General features: G+C 68.7%; 24 protein-coding genes and 1 pseudogene. 18 read left to right on the forward strand and 7 right to left on the reverse strand.

The annotated features are described in order from the left end of the window. Positions 1-53: 53 nt before the first annotated feature. Positions 54-3,104, reverse strand: coding sequence for an AfsR/SARP family transcriptional regulator (locus N2M23_RS04200; protein WP_265443520.1), 3,051 nt, complete (start codon positions 3,102-3,104; stop codon positions 54-56). A gap of 110 nt (positions 3,105-3,214) precedes the next feature. On the opposite strand from N2M23_RS04200, the gene mshA reads away from it, so the two are divergent. From mshA to N2M23_RS04220, 4 genes are all read left to right on the forward strand, one after another. Beyond that, positions 3,215-4,516 carry a D-inositol-3-phosphate glycosyltransferase gene (gene mshA, locus N2M23_RS04205; protein WP_425270178.1) on the forward strand — a complete coding sequence of 434 codons (1,302 nt, stop codon included), beginning with the start codon at positions 3,215-3,217 and terminating at the stop codon, positions 4,514-4,516. A 1-nt stretch (position 4,517) separates the two neighbouring features. Then, complete coding sequence (locus tag N2M23_RS04210; RefSeq protein ID WP_265443521.1) at positions 4,518-5,027, forward strand: type III secretion system chaperone family protein; 510 nt, start codon at positions 4,518-4,520, stop codon at positions 5,025-5,027. Between the two features lie 9 nt (positions 5,028-5,036). Then, entirely contained in the window at positions 5,037-5,780 is a 744-nt protein-coding gene (locus N2M23_RS04215) for a phosphoglyceromutase (protein ID WP_265443523.1), read from the forward strand. Between the two features lie 536 nt (positions 5,781-6,316). Next, positions 6,317-7,252, forward strand: a complete 936-nt coding sequence (locus N2M23_RS04220) for a hypothetical protein (protein WP_265443524.1) — start codon at positions 6,317-6,319, stop codon at positions 7,250-7,252. A gap of 359 nt (positions 7,253-7,611) precedes the next feature. Here N2M23_RS04220 and phoU read toward each other — a convergent pair whose 3' ends face one another. Next, the gene (gene phoU / locus N2M23_RS04225) at positions 7,612-8,277 is read right to left on the reverse strand and encodes a phosphate signaling complex protein PhoU (RefSeq protein WP_265443526.1); all 666 of its coding nucleotides are present in this window, start codon (positions 8,275-8,277) and stop codon (positions 7,612-7,614) included. A 218-nt stretch (positions 8,278-8,495) separates the two neighbouring features. On the opposite strand from phoU, the gene N2M23_RS04230 reads away from it, so the two are divergent. Both N2M23_RS04230 and N2M23_RS04235 read left to right on the forward strand, forming a co-directional pair. Further along, positions 8,496-9,701, forward strand: a complete 1,206-nt coding sequence (locus N2M23_RS04230) for a sensor histidine kinase (RefSeq protein WP_265443527.1) — start codon at positions 8,496-8,498, stop codon at positions 9,699-9,701. After that, a complete protein-coding gene (locus N2M23_RS04235) occupies positions 9,698-10,381 on the forward strand; it encodes a response regulator transcription factor (RefSeq protein ID WP_265443529.1) in 684 nt (227 codons plus the stop codon). The genes N2M23_RS04230 and N2M23_RS04235 overlap by 4 nt, the downstream gene beginning before the upstream one ends. 27 nt (positions 10,382-10,408) lie before the next feature. On the opposite strand, the gene N2M23_RS04240 is transcribed toward N2M23_RS04235, so the two are convergent. Next, positions 10,409-10,975 carry a hypothetical protein gene (locus N2M23_RS04240; protein WP_265443531.1) on the reverse strand — a complete coding sequence of 189 codons (567 nt, stop codon included), beginning with the start codon at positions 10,973-10,975 and terminating at the stop codon, positions 10,409-10,411. Between the two features lie 210 nt (positions 10,976-11,185). Here N2M23_RS04240 and N2M23_RS04245 point away from each other — a divergent pair, with 210 nt between their 5' ends. From N2M23_RS04245 to N2M23_RS04280, 8 genes and pseudogenes are all read left to right on the forward strand, one after another. Further along, positions 11,186-11,668, forward strand: coding sequence for a CarD family transcriptional regulator (locus tag N2M23_RS04245; RefSeq protein WP_145225015.1), 483 nt, complete (start codon positions 11,186-11,188; stop codon positions 11,666-11,668). An 8-nt stretch (positions 11,669-11,676) separates the two neighbouring features. Next, entirely contained in the window at positions 11,677-12,483 is an 807-nt protein-coding gene (locus N2M23_RS04250; protein WP_265443533.1) for an IspD/TarI family cytidylyltransferase, read from the forward strand. After that, positions 12,476-12,979, forward strand: coding sequence for a P-loop nucleotide/nucleoside kinase family protein (locus N2M23_RS04255; protein ID WP_265443534.1), 504 nt, complete (start codon positions 12,476-12,478; stop codon positions 12,977-12,979). Before N2M23_RS04250 ends, N2M23_RS04255 begins: the two co-directional genes overlap by 8 nt. Beyond that, positions 12,976-13,458 carry a 2-C-methyl-D-erythritol 2,4-cyclodiphosphate synthase gene (ispF, locus tag N2M23_RS04260; RefSeq protein ID WP_265443536.1) on the forward strand — a complete coding sequence of 161 codons (483 nt, stop codon included), beginning with the start codon at positions 12,976-12,978 and terminating at the stop codon, positions 13,456-13,458. Before N2M23_RS04255 ends, ispF begins: the two co-directional genes overlap by 4 nt. Next, positions 13,455-14,459 (forward strand): P1 family peptidase, encoded by a 1,005-nt coding sequence (locus N2M23_RS04265; protein ID WP_265443537.1) that lies wholly within the window; start codon positions 13,455-13,457, stop codon positions 14,457-14,459. The genes ispF and N2M23_RS04265 overlap by 4 nt, the downstream gene beginning before the upstream one ends. Positions 14,460-14,525: 66 nt before the next feature. After that, positions 14,526-15,377: a hypothetical protein gene (locus N2M23_RS04270; protein WP_265443539.1), complete on the forward strand. Its 852-nt coding sequence runs from the start codon at positions 14,526-14,528 to the stop codon at positions 15,375-15,377. A gap of 92 nt (positions 15,378-15,469) precedes the next feature. Then, positions 15,470-16,570, forward strand: coding sequence for an S-(hydroxymethyl)mycothiol dehydrogenase (locus N2M23_RS04275; RefSeq protein WP_265443540.1), 1,101 nt, complete (start codon positions 15,470-15,472; stop codon positions 16,568-16,570). A gap of 4 nt (positions 16,571-16,574) precedes the next feature. Next, positions 16,575-17,207: pseudogene (locus N2M23_RS04280) on the forward strand (MBL fold metallo-hydrolase). Here N2M23_RS04280 and N2M23_RS04285 read toward each other — a convergent pair. Beyond that, positions 17,201-18,193, reverse strand: coding sequence for a bile acid:sodium symporter family protein (locus N2M23_RS04285; protein WP_265443542.1), 993 nt, complete (start codon positions 18,191-18,193; stop codon positions 17,201-17,203). The pseudogene N2M23_RS04280 and the gene N2M23_RS04285 sit on opposite strands and share 7 nt — an antisense overlap. 81 nt (positions 18,194-18,274) lie before the next feature. Between N2M23_RS04285 and N2M23_RS04290 the strand changes: the two genes are divergently transcribed. The 3 genes from N2M23_RS04290 to rlmB all read left to right on the forward strand — a co-directional run bounded on the left by N2M23_RS04290 (position 18,275) and on the right by rlmB (position 21,501). Next, complete coding sequence (locus N2M23_RS04290; protein ID WP_265443544.1) at positions 18,275-18,961, forward strand: GntR family transcriptional regulator; 687 nt, start codon at positions 18,275-18,277, stop codon at positions 18,959-18,961. Between the two features lie 136 nt (positions 18,962-19,097). Further along, the gene (gene cysS, locus N2M23_RS04295; protein WP_265443546.1) at positions 19,098-20,537 is read left to right on the forward strand and encodes a cysteine--tRNA ligase; all 1,440 of its coding nucleotides are present in this window, start codon (positions 19,098-19,100) and stop codon (positions 20,535-20,537) included. A gap of 1 nt (position 20,538) precedes the next feature. Beyond that, positions 20,539-21,501, forward strand: a complete 963-nt coding sequence (gene rlmB / locus N2M23_RS04300; RefSeq protein ID WP_265443547.1) for a 23S rRNA (guanosine(2251)-2'-O)-methyltransferase RlmB — start codon at positions 20,539-20,541, stop codon at positions 21,499-21,501. Positions 21,502-21,572: 71 nt separating this feature from the next. Here rlmB and N2M23_RS04305 read toward each other — a convergent pair whose 3' ends face one another. Further along, positions 21,573-22,223, reverse strand: coding sequence for an RDD family protein (locus N2M23_RS04305; RefSeq protein ID WP_265443548.1), 651 nt, complete (start codon positions 22,221-22,223; stop codon positions 21,573-21,575). A gap of 189 nt (positions 22,224-22,412) precedes the next feature. Between N2M23_RS04305 and N2M23_RS04310 the strand changes: the two genes are divergently transcribed. Then, positions 22,413-22,871: an NINE protein gene (locus tag N2M23_RS04310; RefSeq protein WP_265443550.1), complete on the forward strand. Its 459-nt coding sequence runs from the start codon at positions 22,413-22,415 to the stop codon at positions 22,869-22,871. 20 nt (positions 22,872-22,891) lie between these two features. On the opposite strand, the gene N2M23_RS04315 is transcribed toward N2M23_RS04310, so the two are convergent. Both N2M23_RS04315 and N2M23_RS04320 read right to left on the reverse strand, forming a co-directional pair. Further along, positions 22,892-24,133, reverse strand: coding sequence for a DUF4032 domain-containing protein (locus tag N2M23_RS04315; protein WP_265443552.1), 1,242 nt, complete (start codon positions 24,131-24,133; stop codon positions 22,892-22,894). Positions 24,134-24,324: 191 nt separating this feature from the next. Continuing rightward, on the reverse strand, positions 24,325-25,410 hold the full coding sequence (locus tag N2M23_RS04320) for an ABC transporter ATP-binding protein (RefSeq protein ID WP_265443553.1): 1,086 nt from the start codon (positions 25,408-25,410) through the stop codon (positions 24,325-24,327). Positions 25,411-25,449 lie beyond the last annotated feature (39 nt).

Below are 25,449 nucleotides of genomic sequence, written 5' to 3' on the forward strand. Positions count from 1 at the left end.
CTGCCGCGAGGCTGCACGCCGCACGGCGCGTGAGAGCCGTCGGCCGGTCGGAGTCAGCGTCCGGCAGGCCCGGCGTCCTGACCGACTTCGCGGCCGTATGCCTCGTCGAACTCCTCGCGGCACGCGAGATCTGCCGATGCACGCGCGGCTCGTTCCAGGCGGCGCAATTCGGCGGCTGCGGCGTGTCTGCCCTGGGCGCTGAGCACCGCGGACAGGTCGTGCATCGCCGCGGCCACACTCAGCGGCCGGTCGAGCGTGGTGCACTCCTCGATGCTGGCCCGCAGCTCGGACTCGGCCTCGTCCAGACGGTCGAGGGCGGCCAGTGCCCGTGCGCGGGTCCGGCGCACGCGTGCGGCGAGGAAGTCGTCCGCCGAGTCGACGGCCCTGCGCCATACGACATCGGCCTCCTGGAGTGCCTGCTCGTCACGGCCGAGTTGATAGCTCATCTCGGCGCGCGCATCGAGCGCATAGGACAGCAGGTGCTGCTCGTTGTACTTCTGAAGCAGTGAAATAGCCTCTGTGACAAGCACATTCACCGTGCCGAGCTTGTGCTGGCGCCACTCGACCCGGGCGAGTTCGATGGTGGCTGTCGCGTAGGCGATCCGGTCGCCGTCGCCGGCGAGGATGTCCCGGGCACGCACCAGCTCGTGTTCGGCGGCATCGAGCTCGTCGTAGTCGTTGTGCAACAACCCGCGTATGGCGCAGGCCCACCCCGGGTAGGTCGCGTCCGGGTGGTGGCGCAGGAGGCTCTCGGCCCGGTCGAGCGCGCGCTCAGCGGCCGCCCGACGACCGAGCGAGACCGCAGCGTGTGCGACGACGATGTCGGCCGCCGCCGCGCCGTCGGTCTCGCCGAGCAGCGTGAGCGCCTTGCGCGCCGCCTCGGCGAGGCTCAGCGCATCTTGCGATTGCGAGCGCAGATCCTGCCGATGCCAGGACTCCGCCAGCTGCAGCAGGGCACGACCCAGTTGCTGGTCCGCGCTCGGTCCGGTCAACCGCGCCCGCACGCTGGTCGCCACCCGCAACCAACTGCGGTGCCCGCTGAAGGTGTGTTGTGCGTTGGCCGACGCGAGCACGAGCCGCCACGCGAGGTCGGGTGTGGTGGGGACCAGCGCGTCTGCGATCGTCAGCATCGCCGCCCCGTCGGACCGGAAGAACTCCCGGACCGCCACCGCGTTGCTCGTGAGCGGGGCATTGTCGTCGTCGGTCAACGGTGGCGGAGAGGGGACCAGCCGCCGATGAAAGACGTTGTGCCCGGCGGCGGCCCGACGCAGGAGCGCTCGGCCGATCGACACCGTTGCCGCCGTCACGTCGGCGTCGTCGACCCGGTGGGTCGAGGTGACGAACTGAGTCACCAGGTCGTGCAACCGGTAGAGGGTCATCCCGTCGTCGGTGGTGACCGGCTCGATCAGGTTGGTCGCCAGCAGCGCCTCGATAAGTTCGTCACCGGCGTCCTCGTCACCGAGCAGGGCGCCGGGCAGCCACGCGCTGAACCCCGCCACCGGCAGCCGGGCAAGCAAGCCGATGGCGCTCTGCTGAGCCGGCGAACGGCGCTCCCACACCATCCGCACGCTCTCGCGCAGGCCCTCGAGCGGATCGCGGTCCTGCATCGGCTGCGAGACCAGGCGATGGGCCATGTCCCCGAACTGCCGGTCGGGACGATTGACCAGGCGGCCGGCGACCAGACGGATGGCCAGCGGCAGCCGGCCGGTCGCGTCGAGCAGGGCACTCGCGCCGTCCCGGTCGGCGGCGACGCGGTCGTCGCCGAGCATTGCGGCGAGCAGGGCGGTCGCTTCGTCGATCTGCAAGGAGCGCAAGCGGATTGCGAGCGCGTCGGGCAGGTCGTGGTGCGCCGTGCGGGAGGTCACGATCGCCATCGAACCCGCGGCCACCGGCACCAATAGCTCCAGCGCGGCCGTCGCCTCGTGCGTCATCTCCGCGACGTTGTCGAGCACGATCAGCACCCGGCGGTGTTCCAGGATCGACCGGAAGAGCCCGACCCGGTCCGCGAGCTCCTCCGGTATGGCGTCACCCCGCAGACCGAGCAATCTCAGGAACGACCCGAGCACCTCACCGACCGCGAGTGCCTGATCTCCGTTGCCGAGGTCGGCATACAAGGTCCCGTCGGGGAAGGTGGCCTGGATCAAGCGTCCGCCGTGCACGGCGAGTGCGCTCTTGCCCACACCGGTCGTGCCGGTGATGCTCACGGTCACCGGCGCGCGTAGCGCATCGCTGGCCGCGCGCCGGATGGTCTCCACGTCGGCGTCGCGTCCGACGAAGTTGGCCGGGTCGCGAGGGAGCATCCGGGGGATCGGAAGTGCCTGTGCGGCAACGGTTTCGGTCCCATCCTGGTCCCCGCTGGACGCGGCCAGGTCCGGTGCCGCGGTGCCGTGCAGCACGTCGTGATGGGCCGCCCGCAGCACGTCCGACGGCCCGACGCCGAGCTCGTCGCTCAGTCGCCGGTAGGTGTCGCGATAGACCCGTAGAGCCTCCTCCTGCCGGCCGGTCGCCGCGAGCGCTCGCATGAGCTGGGCGACGAATGCCTCATGGAAGGGATGCTCCTGCACCAGCTGAGTGAGAGTCGATGCCAGCCCCCGCAGCTCTCCCAGGCCCAGCGCGAGATCTCCGCTCTCCTCGAGGACGGCGAGCCGGTCGGACTGCAGGGTCTCCTGGGCGAGGCGCACGTCCTCGGTGCCCGGGATGTTCTGCAACGGCGCCTCGTCGAAGAGCGCGAGTGCGGTGTCGAGCGAGCGCCACCGCTCGTCAGGCGCCAGCTCGGGGTCGGCCGCGACCAGGTCTCGCCAGGTCGCCAGGTCGGACTCGACCTCGTCGGCCAGTCGGTAGCCGGACTTGGTTGTCTCCAGCAGTGGCCGATCGCATTTTCGGCGCAGCCCGGAGACCAGCGCCTGCACCCGGTTGCGGGCGGAGGTGGGCGCCTCGCCGCCCCAGATCCAGGCGACCAGCGCGTCGACGCTCGCCGCCGCGTTCGTGCCCACCGCGACGCGCGCGAGCAGGGCTCTTTCCAGTTGGCTGAGGGGGAGGGTGTCGGCGCCGCATCGCAGTTCGACGGCGGATAGCACCCGCAGTTGCATGCCCTCGCCACGCATGTCGATCAAGGTACTTCAGCAATGCAGCGGCTGGGCAGTCCCGCGTCCGGGTGATCTCGAATGCCGTCCTCGGTCGCGGCCGACCACCGGCGCGGTGCGAGACTGGATCGGTGACTGCCGACCGCAAGACGCCCGCTCCCGTGCATCGGGTGGCGATGATCAGCGTGCACACCTCGCCGCTGGATCAGCCCGGCACGGGTGACGCCGGCGGTCTGAACGTCTATGTGGTCGAGACCGCCAAGCGGCTCGCCGCCTGCGGGGTCGAGGTCGAGATCTTCACCCGGCGCACCTCGGCGGCGTTGGCCGACACGGTCCGGCTGGCGCCTGGGGTGCTGGTGCGACACATCGACGCGGGGCCGTATGAAGGGCTCGCCAAGGACGACCTGCCCGGTCAGCTTTGCGCCTTCGCCGCGGGGGTCATGCGACACGTGGCGCGGCACCCCGAAGGCCATTACGACCTGGTGCACTCGCACTACTGGCTGAGCGGTCAGGTCGGTTGGCTTGCCGCCGATCGTTGGGATGTGCCGTTGGTGCACACGATGCACACGATGGCGAAGGTGAAGAACTCCTCGCTGGCCGAGGGTGACCGGCCCGAACCCACTGGCCGGGAGATCGGTGAGGAGCAGGTGGTCCGGGCCGCGAGCGTCCTCGTCGCCAACACCGAGCGGGAGGCACGCGAGCTCATCGAGCTGTATGACGCAGACCCCGATCGCGTCGAAATCGTCTCTCCCGGAGTGGATCTGCAAACCTTCACTCCGGGCAGCCGGTCGGCGGCTCGCGCTGCGGTCTGTCTGCCGGACGACGCGGAGGTGGTGCTGTTCGTCGGCCGCATCCAGCCGCTCAAGGCGCCGGACGTGCTGCTGCGCGCGGTCGCCCGGCTGTTGGAGCTCGACCCGGCCAGGCGGTCCCGGCTGGTCGTGGCGGTGCTCGGCGGCCCCAGCGGCAGCGGGCTCGACAAGCCGCGTGCGCTGCAGCAGCTCGCGCGCGACCTGGGCATAGCGGATGTGGTGCAGTTCGTGCCTCCGGTCTCGCGAGTGGAGCTTGCGGAGTGGTATCGCGCGGCGGATTTGCTTGCGGTTCCTTCGTATTCAGAGTCCTTCGGCCTTGTCGCCCTTGAGGCGGAAGCCTGCGGCACACCGGTCCTCGCCGCGGATGTCGGCGGCTTGCCGATGGCGGTGGGGGACGCCGGCCGACTGGTGGATGGGCACGACCCGGAGGAATGGGCGACTGCGATCGCAGCCATGCTCGACGACGCGGACGGTCGAGCCCGGTTGTCCGACAATGCTGTTCGGCATGCTGGCGAGTTTGGCTGGGACGCGACCGCAGAGCAGCTGCTGCAGGTCTACGCACGTGCGCGCGGCGCGGTGAGCGATGTGGTGACCGAGTTGCCCCGAGTCGAGGAGGCGATCTGAAGTGAGCCAGACCACCGCCGTCATCGAGCGCTACCTGGCCGATGCCGAGATCGACTGGGAGCTCGGCGCGCGCGACGGGGAGTTCGTGGTCAGCCTGCCGGGGGAGCGCAAGCTGAAGACTGTCGTGTCCTTGGTGGCCGGCGAAACTGCTTTGACTGCAACAGCTTTCGTCATACGGCATCCTGATGAGAACCACGCGGAGTTCGCCCAGTTCTTGCTGCGGCGCAACCTGCGGCGCCCCGGTGTCGCCTATGCGACGGATGAGCACGGCGACGTCTACGTGGTCGCCCGGGTGCCGAGTTCGGCCGTGGACGAGGACTACCTCGACACCCTGCTCGGCACCGTGCTGGAGGCGTCCGACGACGTCTTCAACGACCTGCTGGTGCTTGGCTTTCGCAGCTCGATGCAGCGGGAGTGGGACTGGCGGATCAGCCGCGGCGAATCGACGCGCAACCTCGAGGCGTTCCGCCACCTGCTGGACCACGGCCACGGCGAGCAGGCGCGCTCCTAAGATGACGCCATGACCTACACCTTGGTGCTGCTTCGTCATGGCGAGTCCGAGTGGAACGCCCAAAACCTCTTCACCGGCTGGGTCGACGTGCCACTCAGTGACAAGGGGCGCGCGGAGGCCGAGCACGGCGGTGCGCTGATCAAGGACGGCGGGGTGCAGCCGGACGTGGTGCACACCTCACTGCTGCGCCGGGCAATCACCACCGCCAACCTCGCGCTGGACGCCGCCGACCGGCACTGGATCCCGGTGCGCCGCAGCTGGCGGCTCAACGAGCGGCACTACGGGGCGCTGCAGGGCAAGGACAAGAAGGCCACGCTGGAGGAGTTCGGCGAGGAGCAGTTCATGATCTGGCGGAGGTCGTTCGACGTGCCGCCGCCGCCGATCGAGCCCGGCAGTGAGTTCAGCCAGGACGGCGACGTGCGCTACGCCGACCTCGGCGACGAGATGCCGCGCACCGAGTGCCTGAAGGACGTCATCGAGCGCTTCCTGCCCTACTGGGAGCAGTCGATCGTGCCGGACCTCAAGGACGGCAAGGTCGTGCTGGTCGCCGCGCACGGCAACTCGCTGCGTGCGCTGGTCAAGCACCTCGACGGCATCGGCGACGAGGAGATCGTCGGCCTCAACATCCCGACCGGCCAGCCGCTGGTCTACCGCCTCGGCGACGACCTCAAACCGACCGTTCCCGGCGGCGAATACCTCGACCCGGTCGCCGCGAAGGCCGCAGCCGAGGCCGTCGCCAACCAGGGCCGCTGACGGCGAGCCCCGCGCATCTCGTAAGCGGGCGTGGTTGCGCGTCTCGTAAGCGGGGGTGACGTCAGGCGCACTGTTGCTTACGGGATCAGCAAGTCCCGGCCCATCTCGTAAGCGGGGGTGACGTCAGGCGCACTGTTGCTTACGGGATCCGCGACGGCCGCATCTCGTAAGCGGGGGTGACGTCAGGCGCACTGTCGCTTACGGGATCCGCGGCAGGTGCGCGTCTCGTAAGCCAGCGTGCGGTTGCGCGCATCTCGTAAGCGGGGGTGACGCCGGGCGCACTGTTGCTTACGGGATCGGCGAGGCTCTTGCGCGTCTCGTAAGCGGGGGTGACGCCGGGCGCACTGTCGCTTACGGGATCGGCGAGGCTCTTGCGCGTCTCGTAAGCGGGGGTGACGTCAGGCGCACTGTTGCTTACGGGATCCCGCGGCGTGTGCGCGTCCACATCTCCCGCGAATTGCCGCATCCGTCCACAACTTTCGCGACCCGCGACGACGGGCTGCCGATCTGCGACCACCGTGGCTCGGGTGGACGCCATGACGTTGCGCCGCCTGCATGCGGCTGCCGAGCCGCAGGGGTGGGTGCTGTCCCGAGCGCAGTTGCGGACCCTCGGGGTCGACCGGTGGCAGGTGCGCCGACTCCTCGCCGCCGGTGTATGGCGGGCGCACGGTCTGCGCACGATCGGCCTCACTGCCGCACAGCTCGACGAGGTGGCGTTGCGACATCGTGCCGTCTGGGAGAGCGGCCGGGTGAGCGCACTCGACGGCGTCAGCGCGCTGCAGCACGCCGGGCTGACCGGCTGGCGTGAGCCGACGGTCCACATCTCCGTCCCGCACGGGCGCAGCCCGATCGCCGTGAGCGGTGTGACCCGGCACGTGGTGCCGATCCGTGGTGATCTCTGGGAGCACGGCCCCGATCAGGTGATCGCGGAGGACCTTCCGTGGGTGCGCAGCGAATTGGCGGTGCTGCGGGCTGCGCAGTGGGCGATCAGCGACCGGGCGGCGGCGCTCGTCATCGCAATGGCAGTGCAACAGCGGCTGGTGGCGACCGACCTGCTCGCACGGACACTTCCGCAGGCGGGGCTCTATCGCCGCCGCAAGCTCATCCGCACCGTGGTCGCCGACGTCATCGACGGTGCGCAGGCGCTCGGCGAGCTCGCCTTCGGTGCCGCCTGCCGTCGCCACGGTCTGCCACCACCGGCCCGGCAGGTCATCCGCCGCGGCCCGCACGGCCGCATCTATCTCGACGCCGGCTGGCCACGAGTGCGGCTGTTCGTGGAAATCGACGGCGCCCACCACCAGGAGCCGGCCAACGTCCTGGCGGACGCGCTGCGGCAGAACTCCGTCGTCGTCGGAGGTGAGACCGTGCTCCGGATCCCGTTGCTGGGCCTGCGGATCCAGGAGGACGCGTTCATGCAGCAGGTCGTCACGGCATACCGGCTGCGCGCCGCCGGCGTCTCCCGCGTCTCGTAAGCAACCGTGCGGCACGCCCCGCGTCTCGTAAGGAAGCGTGCGGCTGGCGTCACCTTTGCTTACGGGATCGCTGGGGTTGCGCGTCTGGTGAGCAAGCGTGCGGCTGGCGTCACCTTTGCTTACGGGATCGCCCGGGTGGTTGCGCGTCTGGTGAGCAAGCGTGCGGCTGGCGTCACCTTTGCTTACGGGATCGCCCGGGTGGTTGCGCGTCTCGTAAGCAACCGTGCGGCTGGCGTCACCTTTGCTTACGGGATCGCCCGGGTGGTTGCGCGTCTGGTGAGCAAGCGTGCGGCTGGCGTCACCCTCGCTTACGAGATCGCCGGGTTTGCGCGTCTCGGGCGACCGCAGCCCCGCCGGGATCAGTCCTGCAGGCCTTCGTCCTCGGTGCCGTAGCGGCCGGTGACCAGATAGACGATGCGGTTGGCGACGGCGACCGCGTGGTCGCCGAAGCGCTCGTAGTAGCGGCTGATCAGCGTCGCGTCGACGGCGGCCTCGGTGCCGTGCTCCCAGGTCTGGTTCAGCAGCTCACCGAAGATCTTGCGGTGCAGCTGGTCCATCTCGTCGTCGATCTTCTCGATCTCGTTGGCGCCGCGCACGTCCTTGTCGGCGATCGCCTTGCCGGTAGCGGTGGCAAGCCGTTCGGCGACGACAGCCATCTCGCCGATGGTCGAGCGCAACGGCTCCGGCACCGCCGGTTCGGGGTAGCGCATCCGGGCCACCTTGGCGACGTGGCGGGCGAGGTCGCCCATCCGCTCGATGTCGCTGGCCATGTGCATCGCGGTGACGACCATGCGCAGGTCGGTCGCGACCGGCTGTTGCCGGGCGAGCAGGTCGACCGCGCGGTCGTCGACGTCCCGGCGCAGCTGGTCGATGTCGTCGTCGGCGGCGATGACGCTCTCCGCCGTCGCCAGATCGGTGTCGAGCAGGGCGCTGGTGGCGCGCTTCATCGCGGCGTCGACCATTGAGGTCATCTCGACCAGGTCGTCGGAGATCCGGTCGAGATCGTCGTGGAATGCATCGCGCATGGTTGTCTCAGATCCTCGCTGGTCGGGCCATTGGCCGAAGCACTGTATGTCGAAAGTCACGCCGCGCCATATTCGGGCAGCACGAAGCGGCTGACGCGGACGACCGTCGCAGCACGCGGTGAACGAGGTCGGGACACCAGGTGAACAGCGGGCAGACCGGTGGCATACGGCGCACTGGCGGTTCGGAGTGACCCTGGCGAGTGCGTACATTGGGCGCCGTGTTGCTCGCAGTCGTCGCCGCGGTGGTGGCCCTGATCGTCGGCCTCGTTGCCGGATATGCGCTGCGAGCCCGCCGCCCCGACCACGCTCCTGCCGCTCGTATGACGCCGCCCGAGCCGCTGTCGCCCCTGGCCTCCCCGGCGGTCGACGTCCTCGACGCCCTGCGCTCGGTTGCCATGGTCATCGACGCGTCGGACAAGGTCGTGCGCTCCAGCGCCAGCGCCCAGGCGCTCGGTCTGGTCCGCGACGCCGAGTTGTCGCACGCGCAGTTGCGCGGGCTCGTGCGGGACGTGCGCAGGGACGCCGACGTCCGGGAGGTCGAACTCGACGTGGCGCGCGGCCCGCTCGGCCAGGGCCGGCTGACCATCGGCGTGCGGGTGGCTCCGCTCAGTCAGCAGCACGTCCTGGTGCTGGTCGAGGACCGCACCCACTCGCGCCGGGTCGAGGAGACCCGCCGCGACTTCGTGGTCAACGTCTCGCACGAACTCAAGACCCCGGTCAGCGGTCTGACCCTGCTCGCCGAGGCGATGGACGACGCCCGCGACGACCCGGACGCGGTGCACCGGTTCGCCGGCCGGATGCACGTCGAGACCTCGCGACTGGCGCGGCTGGTGCAGGAGATCATCGAGCTGTCGCGGTTGCAGGTCGCCGACACCCTCGACGAGCCGGTGCTGGTCGATGTGCGCGCCTCCGTGCGCGATGCGGTCGATCACCTGCAGGTGGTCGCCGCCGACCGGGACATCGAGATCTCGACCGCGCTCGGCGACCAGTCGCAGCCCGCGTACGTCTACGGGGACGGCAACCTGATCACCACCGCGGTCCGCAACCTGGTCGAGAACGCGCTCAACTACTCCGATGCCGGCACCCGGGTCGGCGTCACCGTGCAGCCCGGACCTGACCTGATCACGCTCGTCGTGAAGGATCAGGGGCGTGGCATCCCGCCTGCCGATCTCGACCGGGTCTTCGAGCGCTTCTACCGGGTCGATGCGGCGCGCTCTCGCCGCACCGGCGGCACCGGCCTCGGACTGGCCATCGTGAAGCACGTGTGCGCCAACCACGGCGGCGAGGTGAGCGTGTGGTCCGAAGAGGGGCAGGGGTCGACGTTCACGATCCGGCTGCCCGCAGCGCGCCCGGCGCCCGCGGCCCCCGTCATACAGCCTGAACGAACTCCGCAGATCAACCCCCGAAAGAAGGTCACTCCATGACGCGCATCCTTGTGGTCGAGGACGAAGAATCGATCTCGGACCCGCTTGGCTACCTGCTCGGCAAGGAGGGCTATGACGTCGCGCTCGCCGAGACCGGCCCGGATGCTCTGGTGGAGTTCGACCGGGGCGGTGCCGACCTGGTGCTGCTTGACCTGATGCTGCCGGGTATGTCGGGGGTCGACGTATGCCGGGCGCTGCGCCAGAAGTCCAACGTCCCGGTGATCATGCTCACCGCGAAGGACTCCGAGGTCGACAAGGTCGTCGGGCTGGAGCTCGGTGCCGACGACTACGTGACCAAGCCCTACTCCTCGCGCGAGCTGCTGGCCCGCATCAAGGCGGTCCTGCGGCGCGGGCAGGAGGCTGACGAGCTGCTGCCGGCGACGCTGCAGAGCGGCCCGGTGCGGATGGATGTCGACCGGCACACGGTGGTGGTCGACGGTGAGCCGACGGCGCTGCCGCTGAAGGAGTTCGAGCTGCTGGAGCTGCTGTTGCGTAACACCGGCCGGGTGCTGACTCGTGGGCAGCTGATCGACCGGGTGTGGGGCAGCGACTACGTCGGGGACACCAAGACGCTCGACGTGCACATCAAGCGGCTGCGGGCCAAGGTCGAGCCGGACCCGGCGAACCCGCGCTACATCGTCACCGTGCGCGGGTTGGGTTACAAGTTCGAGGCGCCGTGACGGCCTGAGGCCGGTGCACGGGTTCGATCAGGCCGGGGGCTCCTCGGCGCCGGTGGTCTCCGGCGGCGTGAAGGTCGGGTGGGACGGGTCGGCGCTGCCGTAGGGCGGCTGGTTGAGCAGGATCGGCACCTGCACCTGGGTCGCCCCGGCATTCGGGGTGGAGAAGACGACCTGCTGGGCCAGGCCCGGCTGGGAGGCGACCGAGGAGATGCTGACCGCCGGTGACACGGTCGCCGGGTCGGCGCCGTTGGGCTTGCCGTCCAGGCGTACGGCGGTGGAGCCCGGGATGGTGATTTCCCGCTTGGCCGCACCGGGCGTGGCGATGGTCAACTTGACCTGCGACTCGGCGTTGTTGACCGCGAGCCCGGACAACGTGCCCGGCTGCCCCTTGTCGCTGGTGACGATCAGCACGTTCTGCAGTTGGACGTCGCCGACCTTGGCGGTCGTGCCGTCGGAGGCGATGTAACTCTTCGTGGTCTGGTCCGGCGAGAGATACATGCAGCCACTGAGCGTGGTCGCAGCGGTGGCCAGAGTCAGCGCACCGAGCGCCGCACGGGATGCCTTGGAATGGCGAAGGGGCAGTCGTCGCGTCACGCGCGTCAGCCTAGCGGGCCCGTGCCGCAGCAGATGACCGGGCGGCGCCGCGAGTGCTCCGCCGGAGCCGAACGGGTGGTGCCATGCATGCCGGAGCCGCTGTTGTCAAGACTGCCGTCATACCCTCCGCAGGTCGCTGACCTGCGGAAACGTTTATGTGACCTGCGCAACCCGTGGTATTCTGGAGGTCGCGAAAGGGGCAAACAACATATGGTTTTCAAGGTCGGCGAGACGGTCGTTTACCCGCATCACGGAGCGGCCCTCATCGAAGAGATCAAAGTCCGCAAGATCAAGGGAGAGGACAAGCAGTACCTGGTCCTGAAGGTCGCGCAAGGCGATCTGACGATCGAAGTTCCGGCCGAAAACTGCGATCTGGTCGGCGTCCGTGACGTCGTCGGCAAGGAAGGCCTCGACCGCGTGTTCGAGGTGCTGCGCGCGGACCACACCGAAGAACCGACCAACTGGTCGCGCCGCTACAAGGCCAACCTGGAGAAGCTCGCGTCCGGTGACGTGATCAAGGTCGCCGAGGTCGTGCGCGACCTGTGGCGTCGTGACCAGGACCGTGGCCTTTCGGCAGGTGAGAAGCGCATGCTGGCCAAGGCCCGGCAGATCCTGGTGTCCGAGCTGGCGCTCGCCGAGCACACCAACGAGGACAAGGCGGAGGCCACCCTCGACGAGGTGCTCGCGTCCTGACCGAGTCATTGACGACCAACGATCCCGGCGGAGTTTCCGTCGGGATCGTTGTCGTTGCGGCCGGCCTGGGCACCCGCCTCGGAGCGGGTATGCCGAAGGCCCTCGTCCGGATCGGCGGTCGCACGCTTGTCGAGCACGCGGTCACCCGCGCGCAGGGCTGGTCGCGCAGCGACTCGGGTCGGTCGAGTGGTGATTCAGGCTGGATGAGTAGTGATTCAGGCTGGTCGAGTAGCCGGCATCGGCCGGCGAGGCACGAGCCGGCCGATGCCGGCGTATCGAGACCACCGGCCGTCCGGCACGCCGTCGTGGTCGTCGCCCCCGCCACCCACCTCGACGAGTTCCGCGCCCTGGTGCCGGATGCGGTCGTCGTAGCCGGCGGCGCCGAGCGCACCCACTCGGTCGCGGCCGGCCTCGCAGCATTGCCGGACGATGTCACCGTGGTGTTGGTGCACGACGCGGCACGCGCACTCGCGCCGCAGTCGCTCTTCGCGGCCGTGGCGGCCGCGGTGGCCGATGGAGCCGACGCTGTGGTGCCGGGCCTGCCGGTGACCGACACCATCAAGCAAATCGATGCCGACGGTCACGTCGTCGCGACCCCGGACCGGGCGACGCTGCGCGCCATCCAGACGCCGCAGGGGTTCACCCGGGCGGCGCTGGAGCACGCGCATGCCGACGGTGTCGGTGCGACCGACGACGCGGGCCTGGTCGAGCGACAGGGTGGGAAGGTGCTGGTGATCGACGGCGATCCGCGGGCGATCAAGGTGACGATCCCAGCCGATCTCGAAACCGTCGATCGGTTGCTCGCCGATGGCTGACGCGACGCTCGTCATACTCGGTGGCCTGCCCGGTGCCGGCAAGACGACGCTCGCCGAAAGCCTCTGTCGGTCAACCGGTTTCGCGCACGTGCGGGTGGATTCGATCCAGCAGGCGCTCGCCGACGTCGGGGCGCTCGACGCCGACGAGATCGCCCCGTATGCCGCGGCGATGGCCGCCGCCCGCGACATCCTCGCTTGCGGAGTCAGCGTCGTCGCCGACTCGGTCAACCCGGTCGCGGCGTCTCGCGCGGGATGGCTGGAGGTCGCGGCATCGGCCGGTGCTCGCCCGCTGCAGGTCGAGGTGACGTGCGGCGACCGGCAGCAGCACCGTCGCCGGGCGACCAGCCGCGCTACCGACGTGCCTGGTCTGGTCAAGCCGAGCTGGGCGCAGATCGAGGCGCGCGATTACGAACCGTGGGCCGCCGACCTGGTGGTCGACACCGCGGTCGATGATGTCGCTGCCGCAGTCACCCGCATCCGCAAGGAGTTGTCATGACGATCCCTCGCACCGGCATCGGCGTCGACGTGCACGCCTACGCCGACGACGACCGTCCGCTCTGGCTGGCCGGTCTGCAGTGGCCGAGGGAGCGCGGCATCGAGGGCCACAGCGACGGCGACGTCGCCGCCCACGCCCTATGCGACGCGCTCTTCTCCGCTGCGGGCCTCGGTGACCTCGGCGTCCACTTCGGCGTCGACCGCCCCGAGATGGCCGGCGCATCCGGTGTCTCGATGCTGGCCGAGGCCCGAAAGATACTGTCCGATGCTGGTTTTCGGATCGGCAACGCCGCAGTGCAGGTGATCGGCAACCGCCCCAAGATCGGCAAGCGCCGCGACGAGGCGCAGGCCGTGCTGTCCGAAGCGCTCGGCGGGGTGCCGGTGTCGCTGTCCGGCACGACGACCGACGGTCTCGGCCTGACCGGCCGCGGCGAGGGCGTCGCGGCGATCGCGACCGCGCTCGTGGTCGAGGCCATATGAGCACTCCGTCCCGGGCCCGCGCACGCGACCTCGGGGTCGCACCAGGCGATCTCGACACCGGCGAGCACAACGCGATCACCGACGTGCCGGGGGTGCGGGTCGGGCACACCACCCTCGACGACGGCGACCTGCACACCGGCGTCACCGCGATCGTGCCGGACGCGCTCGACCGCGCAGGTGGCCGGCTGCCTGCCGGGCTCTTCGTCGGCAACGGCTACGGAAAGCTCGTTGGCGCCACGCAATTGGCCGAGCTCGGTGAGCTCGAGACTCCCATCCTGCTGACCGGCACACTGTCGGCGTTCCGGGTCGCTGACGCGCTCGTCTCCTACGTGCTCGACCTACCGGGCAATGAGACGCTCACCAGCCTCAACCCGGTGGTCGGCGAGACCAACGACGGGCACCTCTCGGACATCCGACGCCGGCCGATCACCGCGCAACATGTGCACGACGCCCTCCGGTCTGCCGACTCGGGGCCGGTCGCCGAGGGATGTGTCGGAGCGGGCACCGGCACCGGAGCACTCGGCTTCAAGGGTGGCATCGGCACGTCATCTCGTCTCGTGTCGCTCCCGGGCCGGCACAACTGCACCCTTGGTGCGCTTGTCCAGTCCAACTTCACCGGCACCCTCACCGTGTTGGGCACGCAGGTGCCGGCGCCGAAATCCGAGACGCCCCAAGGAAACTCGTGCATGATCGTGCTCGCGTGCGACACGGGTGCCGACAGCCGCCAACTCAGCCGTATGGCGAAGCGCGCCGTCTTCGCCATGGGCCGCGTCGGCGCCGACTACGCAGGCGGCAGCGGCGACTACGCGATCGCGTTCGACACCGCAACCGCACCGGCCGGCCTGCCGGACGTCGCGCTCGACCCGTTGTTCCGGGCGACCCAGGACGTCGTGGAGGAGGCACTGCTGAATTCACTCTTCATGGCGACCACCACCACCGGATTCAACAGACGGACCCGCCACGCGGTGCCGCTCGACCGCATCCGGTCGCAGCGGAACTGACCCGTCACGCGAAGTTCACGTCCGCGCCGCTCGAGGCGCACCCGCCCTGCATAAGACTCGCGACTTATGAGCAACCGCAGCGCCGTTCGTCATCTCGCAACCTTGGCCGCAGTCGCCGTTGCACCGGTCGCCACCATCGCGACGGTGCCCAGCGCGTCCGCCGCGAGCAACGCCACCCCGACATACGAAATCAAGCTGAACCTCGGCACGAATTCCCTCAGCGGCGGCGCCCCCACGGCAGCCGTGCGGTCGGCGTTCGGGATCACCGGTGACGGCAGCGCGCGCAGCTACGAGTACATCGACACCGATGCGCTCGACCTGAACAACGAGGGCTGGAGCGTGCGGCTGCGCAACAAGCAGGGCGACCCGCTCGAGCTCACCTACAAGAAGCGCTTTCCGGTCACCGGCGGTGACATCACTGCGGCGCTGAACACGGCCAACGCGGCCGGATTCGACTCCAGTGATACCAATTACGACGCAGAGGTCGACTGGGGTTACAGCAAACAGACGCTGAGTTTCAGCAACGACAAGGATCCCGGCACCAACGTCGACGGCACTGGCATGCCGTCCAACAGCGACGCCGTCGACATCGCGGTGTCGAAAGCCCCTGGAAAGCTTGTCGATTGGAAGTCCGGCAACTGGGGCACCAACACCCTGAAGGCCTCCCGAGTCCACGGCGCGGTGACCTCCACCGAGTGGGCGGGCAGCTTCGAGGGCAGCAAGTCGGCGATCGAGGTGCTGCCGATCAAGGCATCCGGTGGACAGTCCGCGCAGTCCGTCGTCGAGTTGTCCTTCAAGGCCGATGACTACGACACCGCGGCCCAACTGCGGACCGACGCCATGGCCATCGCCGACGCCCACGGCTGGTTGCTGCGCACCGACATACTCAAGACCAACCTGGTGCTCAGCCGCTACTGACCGCCGCGCATTTCGGCAGCTGCCACGCGCAATGCGGCACGTCCTAGAGTCGGGTGGTGTACCTGCGTCCAGTCAAGAGGAGCTGATCCGGCATGCCGTCGACCGTCAAGGGTGTGATCTCCCGCAGCAAGGGTGAGGCCGTCGAACTCGTCGACATCGTCATACCCGATCCCGGGCCCGGCGAAGCCGTCGTGAATGTCGAGGCGTGCGGGGTGTGCCACACCGACCTGCACTACCGCGAGGGCGGGATCAACGACGAGTTCCCGTTCCTGCTCGGCCACGAGGCGGCCGGCACCGTGGAGGCCGTGGGGGAGGGCGTCACCGAGGTCGCACCCGGTGATTTCGTGATCCTCAACTGGCGTGCGGTCTGCGGTCAGTGCCGCGCCTGCGCCAAGGGCAAGCCCTGGTACTGCTTCAACACGCACAACGCGACCCAGAAGATGACGCTGACCGACGGCACCGAACTCACCCCCGCGCTCGGCATCGGTGCCTTCGCCGAGAAGACCCTGGTCGCGGCCGGCCAGTGCACCAAGGTCGACCCGGAGGCGTCGGCGGTCGCGGCCGGATTGCTGGGCTGTGGGGTGATGGCCGGCTTCGGCGCCGCGGTCAACACCGGCGGCATCGGCCGCGGTGACAGCATCGCAGTCATCGGCTGCGGTGGCGTCGGCGACGCCGCGATCGCGGGAGCCGCCGTTGCGGGGGCGACAACGATCATCGCTGTCGACGTTGACGACCGAAAGCTGGAGAAGGCAAAGGAATTCGGCGCAACCCACACGATCAACTCCAAGGGTGTCGACGCGGTGGAGCAGATCCGCGAACTCACCGGTGGCAATGGCGCCGATGTCGTCGTCGACGCGGTCGGCCGCCCGGAGACCTACCGGCAGGCCTTCGACGCACGCGACCTGGCCGGCACCGTCGTCCTGGTCGGGGTGCCCAACCCGGAGCTGACGGTCGAGCTGCCGTTGATCGACGTCTTCGGTCGTGGCGGTGCGCTGAAGTCGAGCTGGTATGGCGACTGCCTGCCCTCGCGAGACTTCCCGATGCTGGTCGACCTCTACCGCCAGGGCCGCTTCGACCTCGACGGGTTCGTCAGCGAGCGGATCGGACTGGACGCGGTCGAGGGTGCGTTCGAGTCGATGGAGCGCGGTGACGTGCTGCGCTCCGTCGTCGTGATCGACGAAGCGAAGGCATGAGCGAGTGAGCGCCATACGCATCGAAAAGGTCGTGACCTCAGGCACGTTCAGTCTCGACGGCGGCACCTGGGAGGTCGACAACAACGTCTGGATCGTCGGTGACGACAACGAGTGCGTGGTCATCGACGCCGCACACGACGCCGCACCGATCCTGGCCGCGATCGGGGACCGGAAGCTCGCCCAGATCCTGTGCACACACGGCCACGACGACCACATCGGCGCGGTCGCCGACGTGCTCGCGGCGCACCCGGACGCGACGGTGTCGATCCACCCCGACGACCGGATGCTTTGGGACGCGGTGATCGACCAGCCACCGACCGGCGAACTCGCCGACGGGCAGCAGATCATCGTCGGCGGCGCCCGCCTGGATGTCCTGCACACACCCGGCCACTCACCGGGCGCGTGATGCTTCCGGATCGCGGACGAAGGCGTGGTCTTCAGCGGCGACACCCTCTTCCAGGGCGGACCCGGCGCGACCGGTCGCTCCTTCAGCGACTTCGACACCATCGTGGAGTCGATCCGCACCAAGCTGCTGTCACTGCCGCCGGAGACCGTAGTGCACACCGGCCACGGCGACGACACCACGATCGGCGACGAGGCACCCGATCTCGCCGAATGGATCGCGCGCGGTCACTGACCGGCCGTCACGGCGACCCGGTCGTCCGGCGCCTCCGGCACCGGATCCCTGCTCCACCGGCGGGCCAGTTGCGCACAGACGATCAGCTGCAGCTGGTGGAACATCATCACCGGTATGACGAGGATGCCGACCTGTTTTGGACCGAACAACACTGCGGCCATTGGTAGCCCGGTGGTCAGTGACTTCTTCGAGCCGGCGAAGAAGATCGCCAGGCGGTCGGCCCGGTTGAATCGCAGCAGCCGGGTCGCGCCGGCGAGCGCGAACATCACGATCGTGAGCAGCACGGCGCACACGATGAGAGTCAGCAGGATCGGACCGAGACCGACCTGCGTCCACATGTGCGCGCGCATGTCGTCGCTGAATGCGCCGTAGACGACGAGCAGGATCACGCCGCGGTCGACCTTGGTCAGGTAGGTCTTGTAGCGCCGCAGCACCGGCCCCACCCAGCGCTGCAACAACTGCCCGAGGATGAACGGCACGATCAGCTGAATCACCAGCGATTGCACCGAAGCCCAGCTCGGGGTCACTGTGCCGCCCATCGCCACCAGCACCCATAGCGGGGTGATCACGACCCCCAGCAGGTTGGAGATGGTCGCCGCACAGATCGACGCCGACACATTGCCGTGCGCGATCGAGGTGAAGCTCACCGACGATTGCACCGTCGACGGCAGCAGAGTGAGGAAGAGCAGCCCGGCCACCATCAGCGGCGGCAGGAACATCGGGGTCGCCAGATGGATCAGCAGGCCGAGCAGCGGGAAGAGGACGAACGTGCAGGCCAGCACCGTCAGGTGCAGCCTGGCGTGCCGCAGACCGTCGACGAACTCGTCGGTGGGGAGCCTGCCGCCATACATGAAGAAGAGCAGCGCGATGCCGATGGTGGTCGCGTGATCCACGACCGGCACCGCGGCACCGGTTGCCGGCAGGAACACCGCGAAGCCGATGACCGCGGCCAGCGCCAGGATGAACGGATCGAGGACGGTGGTCACTCGTCCCCACACAGCCCCAGTTGCGCGCATTCGGGTCACTCCGCCTTCGTGGTGCTTGGAAGTTTGCATACTGTGTCCGGTATGACGACGCGCGCGCCCGACCCGGCGCAACGACTGGGCGATGCGCACCGGCCGCTGCGCGAACAGGTGGCCGACGAGTTGCGCTCCCGGATCGTGGACGGGCGGCTGGAGCCGGGAGCGCGACTGATCGAGACCCAGCTGGCCGAACAACTCGGGGTGTCGCGCAACCCGATCCGGGAAGCGCTGCGCGTCCTGGAAGCCGAGGGGTTCGTCCTCACCCAGCCGCGTCGCGGCCTACTGGTGGCCAGCCTCGACGAAGCCGCGATCAACGATCTGTTCGACGTGCGCCGCACTCTGGAGGAGTACGCCTCGGCCCGTGCCGCCGAGCGGGTCGCGGCCGGCGAGGTGTCGGTCGACCGATTGCGGGCGGTGCTGGACAAGGCGCGCCGGGCCACCGACGCCGGTGACTTCGCCGCCATCAGCGCGCTCAACTCCGACTTCCACACCGAGATCGTCCGGCTGGCCGGCAATGCACTGCTGCACGACATGGTGCGGCCAATGCAGTGGCGGGTGCGCTGGGTCTTCCAGTTGAGCGCCGAATTGCGTGCCCCGCGAAGCCTGTCCGAGCACGAACAGCTCTGCGATGCGATCGCCCGCGGCGAGGCGACGGTTGCCGGTCGAATCGGCGGCGCCCACGCCGAGCGGGCGCGGACGGCGGCGCTCGATGCCGTGCGCGGCGACGACTGATCACGGCGTCTGCAATCGACTGAGCACCGGACTGGGAAGACCACGAGGACCACTGTATACAGGATCCAAAGAGGCGTCACCGCGCCCTTGGTCAATGGGCTCAGGATCACCTGCGTCGCGTCGATAAACTCGCCGGGTGACTCTGCAGATCTACGACACCCAGTCCCGCAGCAAGCGGCCGTTCGAGCCGCTGCAGGAAGGCAAGGTCGGCCTTTACATCTGTGGTCTCACCACCCAGGGTGCCCCGCACATCGGGCACGTCCGCTTCGCGGTGGCCTTCGACATCCTGCGCCGGTGGCTCACCGTCGGGCACGGGTATGACGTGCGGCTGGTGCGCAACGTGACCGACATTGACGACAAGATCCTCGCCAAGTCGGCCGAGGCCGGCGCCGACTGGATCGCTTGGTCCTATTTCTTCGAGCGGCAGACCAATGACGCGCTCGACCTGCTCGGGGTCCAGCGGCCCACCTACGAGCCGCGCGCCACCGGCCACGTCACCGACATGGTCGAGTTGATCCGGATGCTGATCGACGCCGGGCACGCCTACCCGGCGGAGGACGGCTCGGGTGACGTCTACTTCGACGTGCGCTCGTGGCCCGCATACGGCGAGCTCACGCACCAGAGCATCGACGACATGGAGCCGGCCGCCGACGCCGACCCCCGCGGCAAGCGCGATCCGCGCGACTTCGCGCTCTGGAAGGGGCACAAGCCGGGTGAGCCCGAGACTGCGGCATGGCCGACGCCGTGGGGAGGCGGCCGGCCAGGCTGGCATCTGGAATGCTCCGCGATGGCCCGGCGCTGGCTCGGTGACACCTTCGACATTCACGGCGGCGGCATCGACCTGCGCTTCCCGCACCACGAGAATGAGCAGGCCCAATCCCGTGCCGCCGGTTTGGGATTCGCCCGTTACTGGATGCACAACGGCTGGGTCACGATGGGCGGCGAGAAGATGAGCAAGTCGCTCGGCAACACCCTCGGCGTGCTCGAGCTGACCAAGACCGTGCGCCCGCTCGTGCTGCGCTATTACCTCAGCACCGTGCACTATCGGTCGACGATCGAATACCAGGAGACCTCGCTCGACGAAGCCGCGGCTGCGGTCGACCGCATCGAGGGTTTCCTCGACCGCGCGCTGCCGGCAGGGGAGGTCGTCGAACTCGCCGAGGTGGAGATCCCCAAGGAGTTTGCGAGCGCGATGGACGACGACCTCGGGGTGTCGGGGGCGCTGGCCGTCGTCTTCGACGCCATCCGCAAGGGCAATGTCGCGCTCGACGAGCGAGATGCTGCGGCCGCACGCGAGCTCGCCCGGCAGGTCGTGGCGATGACCGACGTGATCGGGGTCAATCCCCGTGACCCGCAATGGCATTCAACGTCCGTCGACGGCACGCAGGACGCGCTCGCGGTGCTCGTCGATGGGTTGATCGAGCAGCGGGCACAGGCTCGCAAGGCGCGCGACTTCGACACCGCCGACCGGATCCGCGAGCAGCTCACCGCAGCCGGTGTGGCGGTCGAGGACTCGGCCAACGGTGCGCGGTGGACCGTCACCACCCCAAAATCCACAACTAACGAACAGGACTGACATGCCTGGCAATTCGAGCCGTCGCGGCGCGGTCCGCAAGGGCAACTCGCGCAAGGGTCCGCTCGTCGGCAGCGGCGGTCAGCGCCGTCGCGGTCTGGAGGGCAAGGGCCCCACGCCCAAGGCGAGCGACCGGCCAAATCACAAGGCGTACAAGGCTGCCCGGAAGGCGGAGACCACCAAGCGATCGGCGCCGTCGCGGTCCGGAGGCAAGTCCGCCAAGCAGAGCGGTGAGGTGATCGCCGGACGCAACTCCGTCGTCGAGGCGCTGCGGGTCGGTGTACCCGCCACCGCACTGTATGTCGCAGGTCGCATCGACTCCGACGACCGGGTCAAGGAATCGCTGAAAATCGCTGCGGATCAGACGATTCCGATCATGGAGGCGCAACGCACCGAGCTGGACCGGATGACCGACGGGGCGACACACCAGGGCCTCGCGCTGCAGGTCCCGCCATACGACTATGCCCACCCGGACGACCTGATCAACCCCGAAGCACCGGGCGTCCCGCTGGTGGTCGCGCTGGACGGGATCACCGACCCGCGCAACCTCGGCGCGATCGTCCGCTCGGTCGCCGCGTTCGGCGGGCACGGCGTGATCGTGCCCGAGCGGCGCTCGGCCGGGATGACCGCCAGTGCGTGGAAGACGTCCGCCGGAGCGGCTGCCCGCATCCCGGTTGCGTTGGCCGGCAACCTGACTCGCACGCTGAACGAATTCAAGAAGGCCGGCTTCTTCGTCATCGGGCTGGACATGGACGGTGAGGTCGAACTGCCGGCGCTGGACCTCGCGGGTGAGCCACTCGTCATCGTCGTCGGCTCCGAAGGCAAGGGTCTGTCGCGGCTGGTCAGCGAGACCTGCGACCAGATCGTGTCGGTGCCGATGAGCTCGACCGTCGAGTCGCTCAATGCCGGCATCGCGGCGTCAGTCACGCTCTACGAAGTCGCCCGGCAGCGGGCCGAAAAGTCCTGACGTTCTTGCCGTTTCGCTGAGGAGCCCGGAAGCGCGCAGCTTCCGGGCCCTCTCGCAACGATTGCTACGGACTACTTGTCACCGTGCGGCACGACGGTGCCCACGATCTTGTCCGCCAGCGTCTGCCGCTTGCGGTCCCACAGCGGGAACAGGTAGCCGATGTAACAGATCACGCCGTCGACGAAGTGGCAGAGATCGCGCACGAAGGCCATCAGCGGACCGATCGGCCGGCCGGAGTCGGCGCTCACCAGCCGCACGTGCATGACGCCCTTGCCGATGCTCTGCCCGGTGGTGCCGGCCTTGTACCAACGGTTCCAGGCCTGGATGCCGACGATCAGCAGGAAGCCGAGCAGCAGCACGTAGACGTTCTGCATGGCGGCACCGATGACATAAAGGATGATGCCGGGCAGCGCGACGAGAGCGTCGACCAGATAGGCGCCCACCCGCTGGCCCCAGCTGGCGTAGGTGTCGGGCGGCAGTTGGTCGCCGAACGCGTTCCCGCCGTACGGCGGCTGACCACCGTACTGCGGCTGACCGTACTGTCCGGGCGTGGGCTGGCCGTACTGGCCGGACGAGTCAGGCTGTGGACCGCCGTACCGGCCCGGCGCGGGCTGGCCGCCATACTGCCCGCCGAGGCTCGGCTGCTCTCCGTATCCGGGCTGTGCCGGCCGGCCGTAGGGGTCCTGCGGTCCCTGCCCGCCGCTATTGCCGTAGTTGGACATTGCTGTCGATTCCTCCCTGCATCGATGGGGCACCCGGTCGTGAACCGGGTGGTGTGCCGAAGCCTCGCACGCTTCGTGCTCGGAGTGCAGACGCACGGGGCAACCACCCGGTTCCGTGATGAAACCGTGGGATCGGTTCGCGACGTCACGTATGGTGACCCGCACAATCCACCCGACGAGGGATCAACGATGAGTAGCTACGGTGGGACGCCGAACCCGAATGAGCCCTACCCCCAGCAGCCCCCGCAGCAGCCGGGGCCCGGTCCGGCCTGGGGCGCTCCGGCGCAGGACTCGTTCTTCATCATGAACATGGGCCAGGAGCAGGGCCCGGTGCCGTATGCGCAGCTGCAGCAACTCGCCGCGACCGGCGCGCTGAAGGGCGACACCGCGGTGCGCAGTGTGAGCGGCGGCGGTTACTTTCCGGCCAAACAGGTGCCCGGGGTCTTCTCCAGCAAGGACTGGATGACCGCCGTCCTGCTGTCCTTCTTCCTGGGCAGCCTGGGCGTCGACCGGTTCTACCTCGGCCAGATCGGCCTCGGCGTGCTGAAGCTGGTCACGTTCGGAGCGTGCGGCGTCTGGTCGCTGATCGACTTCATCCTGTTGCTACTGCACAAGATTGACGATGCCGAGGGGCGCCCGCTCGCCTGACCGAGGCGGCGGGGCGTCGGTCAGCGGTTCGCCCGCACGGGTATGGCGTCGGTGTCGACCCCGACCACCGCGCTGTCGTCGGGTTTGTCGGGCAACACCGTGTCGATGTAGTCCTGCACGGCTTCCTCAATGGTGAAGTCACGCTGGGCCTTCTCCGACATGTACCACCGGTGCTCCAACACCTCGTGGAAGAGCTCCGCCGGCTCCATCTTGCGGCGCATCTCCGGTGGAGCGCTGCGGGTGATCGGCTCGTAAACCTGCATCAGCCAGTCGTGCGCGACCTGCTCCTCATCGTCGTTCTGTCGCTCGTGGGCCGCCCGGAAGGCGTCGAGGTCATTGAGCAACCGGCGCGCCTGGTTGTCCTCGACATCGAGGCCGGTCAGCCGCAGCAGGCGACGCGAATGATGGCCGGCATCAACGACCTTCGGCTGGATCTGGATGGTGGTGCCATCGAAGTCGGTGGTGATGTCGAGTTCGCCGACGTCGAAGCCGAGCGAGTTGAGCACCCGGATCCGTTCGTCCACCCGCCACCGCTGGTCGGCGTCGAACCGCTCAACGGCGGTCAGCTCCTGCCACAGCACGTTGTAGCGCTGGATGATTCGGTCGGAGATCGCGATCGGGTCGATGTCCTCGCCGACGAAGCCGCCGGCCTGCAGGTCCATCATCTCGCCGGCGATGTTGACCCGGGCGATGTCGAGATCGTGCTCGCGCTGGCCGTTGGTCAGCTTGTCGTGCAACTCACCGGTTTCGGCGTCGACCAGGTATGCCGCAAACTCACCGGCACTCCGCTTGAACAACGTGTTGGACAGCGACACGTCGCCCCACCAGAAGCCGACCAGGTGTAGTCGCACGAGGAGTACGGCGAGGGCATCGATCAACCGGGCCGCGGTGTCCGGCCGCAAGTTCTGGCTGAGCATCGCTCGATAGGGCAGGGAGAACTGCAGGTGCCGGGTCAGCAGACACGCGTCGAGCGGCTCACCGTCCTTGGTGAGTCGTCCCGCGACGACACCGACTGGCTCGACCACCGGCTGTCCCAACCGTCGCAGCATGCGCAGCATGTTGTACTCGCGCCGCGCGATGTCGGCCTTGATCTCCTTGATCGCGATGACCCGCCCCTCCAGCCGCACGAAGCGCACCACGTGCCGGGAGATGCCTCGCGGCAGTGCGGCGAGCCGTTCCTCCGGCCAGTCCTCCAGCGGCAGCCGCCAGGGCAGGTCGAGCAGGGCCGGCCAGGGTCGGGCGGTCGTGATGTCGAGAGCCACGGGTCCATTGTGCTCGCCGATCAGCCGGTATGACGCAACTCGGCGGCATACCTCCTCATTGAGGTATGCCGCCGAGAGATCTCGCGGGTCCCGACGCGCGGAATCGAGCCGAAAGAGGCCGCGAAGATGACAGCCGGGACCCGCGCAGCGCAGCCAGCGGGTCCCGACGCGCGGAATCGAGCCGAAAGAGCTCAGTCGCCCAGGCGCTCGCCGGACTCCGGGTCGAACAGGTGGAGGTGGTCGCCCTCACCCTTCGGCACGAAGTGGATGGTCTGACCCTTGTCCGGCACCTGTCGGCCGTCGACGCGGGCGACGATCTGCTTGTCGCTCTCGCCGCCGACGTCGGTGCGGCCGTAGACGTAGGCGTCCGCGCCAAGCTCCTCGACGACATCGACCTCGACCGGGATGCCGCCCTCGCTGGCGGGCGTCAGGTCCTCCGGGCGGATGCCCACGATCACCTTGTCGCCGGTCTTGGCCAACGGGTCGCGCTTGACCGGGTGCACGATCGAGCCGAGCTTGACGCCGCCCTCGGTCACCGGCACCTCGAGCAGGTTCATCGCGGGGGAGCCGATGAAGCCGGCGACGAAGACGTTGTTGGGGTGGTCGTACATGCGGCGCGGGGTGTCGAGCTGCTGCAGCAGGCCGTCCTTGAGCACCGCGACTCGGTCGCCCATCGTCATCGCCTCGACCTGGTCGTGCGTGACGTAGACGGTCGTGACGCCCAATCGCCTTTGCAGAGAGGCGATCTGGGTGCGGGTCTGGACCCGGAGCTTCGCGTCGAGGTTGGACAGCGGCTCGTCCATGAGGAAGACCTGCGGCGACCGGACGATCGCCCGGCCCATTGCGACACGCTGCCGCTGACCACCGGAGAGTGCCTTCGGCTTGCGGTCCAGGAACGGCTCGAGGTCGAGGATCTTGGCGGCCTCGACGACGCGGCTGCGGATCTCGCTCTTGGGCACGCCGGCGATCTTGAGGGCGAAGCCCATGTTGTCGGCCACCGTCATGTGCGGGTAGAGCGCGTAGTTCTGGAACACCATGGCGACGTCGCGGTCCTTGGGGGAGAGGTTGGTGACGTCGCGGTCACCGATCAGGATGCGGCCCTCGTTGACCTCTTCGAGGCCGGCGAGCATGCGCAATGCGGTCGACTTGCCCGAACCCGACGGTCCGACCAGCACCAGGAATTCGCCGTCCTGGATGTCGATGTTGAGCTTGTCGACCGATGCGACGTCGGCCCCGGGATAGACACGGGTTGCCTCGTCATACGTGACAGTGGCCATGCTGATGCATCTCCTTCACCGGCAGGAACGTGCCGGACG

Origin of the sequence: Flexivirga meconopsidis, from assembly GCF_026162425.1 — a bacterium.
GTDB classification, from domain to species: domain Bacteria; phylum Actinomycetota; class Actinomycetes; order Actinomycetales; family Dermatophilaceae; genus Flexivirga; species Flexivirga meconopsidis.

Bases quoted from the DNA above. Each gene is read 5' to 3' on its own strand.
- N2M23_RS04200 (WP_265443520.1), bottom strand. From the start codon at position 3,104: ATGCGTGGCGAGGGCATGCAACTGCGGGTGCTATCCGCCGTCGAACTG.
- N2M23_RS04215 (WP_265443523.1), top strand. From the start codon at position 5,037: ATGACCTACACCTTGGTGCTGCTTCGTCATGGCGAGTCCGAGTGGAAC.
- N2M23_RS04220 (WP_265443524.1), top strand. From the start codon at position 6,317: ATGACGTTGCGCCGCCTGCATGCGGCTGCCGAGCCGCAGGGGTGGGTG.
- phoU (WP_265443526.1), bottom strand. From the start codon at position 8,277: ATGCGCGATGCATTCCACGACGATCTCGACCGGATCTCCGACGACCTG.
- N2M23_RS04235 (WP_265443529.1), top strand. From the start codon at position 9,698: ATGACGCGCATCCTTGTGGTCGAGGACGAAGAATCGATCTCGGACCCG.
- N2M23_RS04245 (WP_145225015.1), top strand. From the start codon at position 11,186: ATGGTTTTCAAGGTCGGCGAGACGGTCGTTTACCCGCATCACGGAGCG.
- N2M23_RS04255 (WP_265443534.1), top strand. From the start codon at position 12,476: ATGGCTGACGCGACGCTCGTCATACTCGGTGGCCTGCCCGGTGCCGGC.
- ispF (WP_265443536.1), top strand. From the start codon at position 12,976: ATGACGATCCCTCGCACCGGCATCGGCGTCGACGTGCACGCCTACGCC.
- N2M23_RS04265 (WP_265443537.1), top strand. From the start codon at position 13,455: ATGAGCACTCCGTCCCGGGCCCGCGCACGCGACCTCGGGGTCGCACCA.
- N2M23_RS04270 (WP_265443539.1), top strand. From the start codon at position 14,526: ATGAGCAACCGCAGCGCCGTTCGTCATCTCGCAACCTTGGCCGCAGTC.
- N2M23_RS04275 (WP_265443540.1), top strand. From the start codon at position 15,470: ATGCCGTCGACCGTCAAGGGTGTGATCTCCCGCAGCAAGGGTGAGGCC.
- N2M23_RS04290 (WP_265443544.1), top strand. From the start codon at position 18,275: ATGACGACGCGCGCGCCCGACCCGGCGCAACGACTGGGCGATGCGCAC.
- rlmB (WP_265443547.1), top strand. From the start codon at position 20,539: ATGCCTGGCAATTCGAGCCGTCGCGGCGCGGTCCGCAAGGGCAACTCG.
- N2M23_RS04305 (WP_265443548.1), bottom strand. From the start codon at position 22,223: ATGTCCAACTACGGCAATAGCGGCGGGCAGGGACCGCAGGACCCCTAC.
- N2M23_RS04310 (WP_265443550.1), top strand. From the start codon at position 22,413: ATGAGTAGCTACGGTGGGACGCCGAACCCGAATGAGCCCTACCCCCAG.
- N2M23_RS04320 (WP_265443553.1), bottom strand. From the start codon at position 25,410: ATGGCCACTGTCACGTATGACGAGGCAACCCGTGTCTATCCCGGGGCC.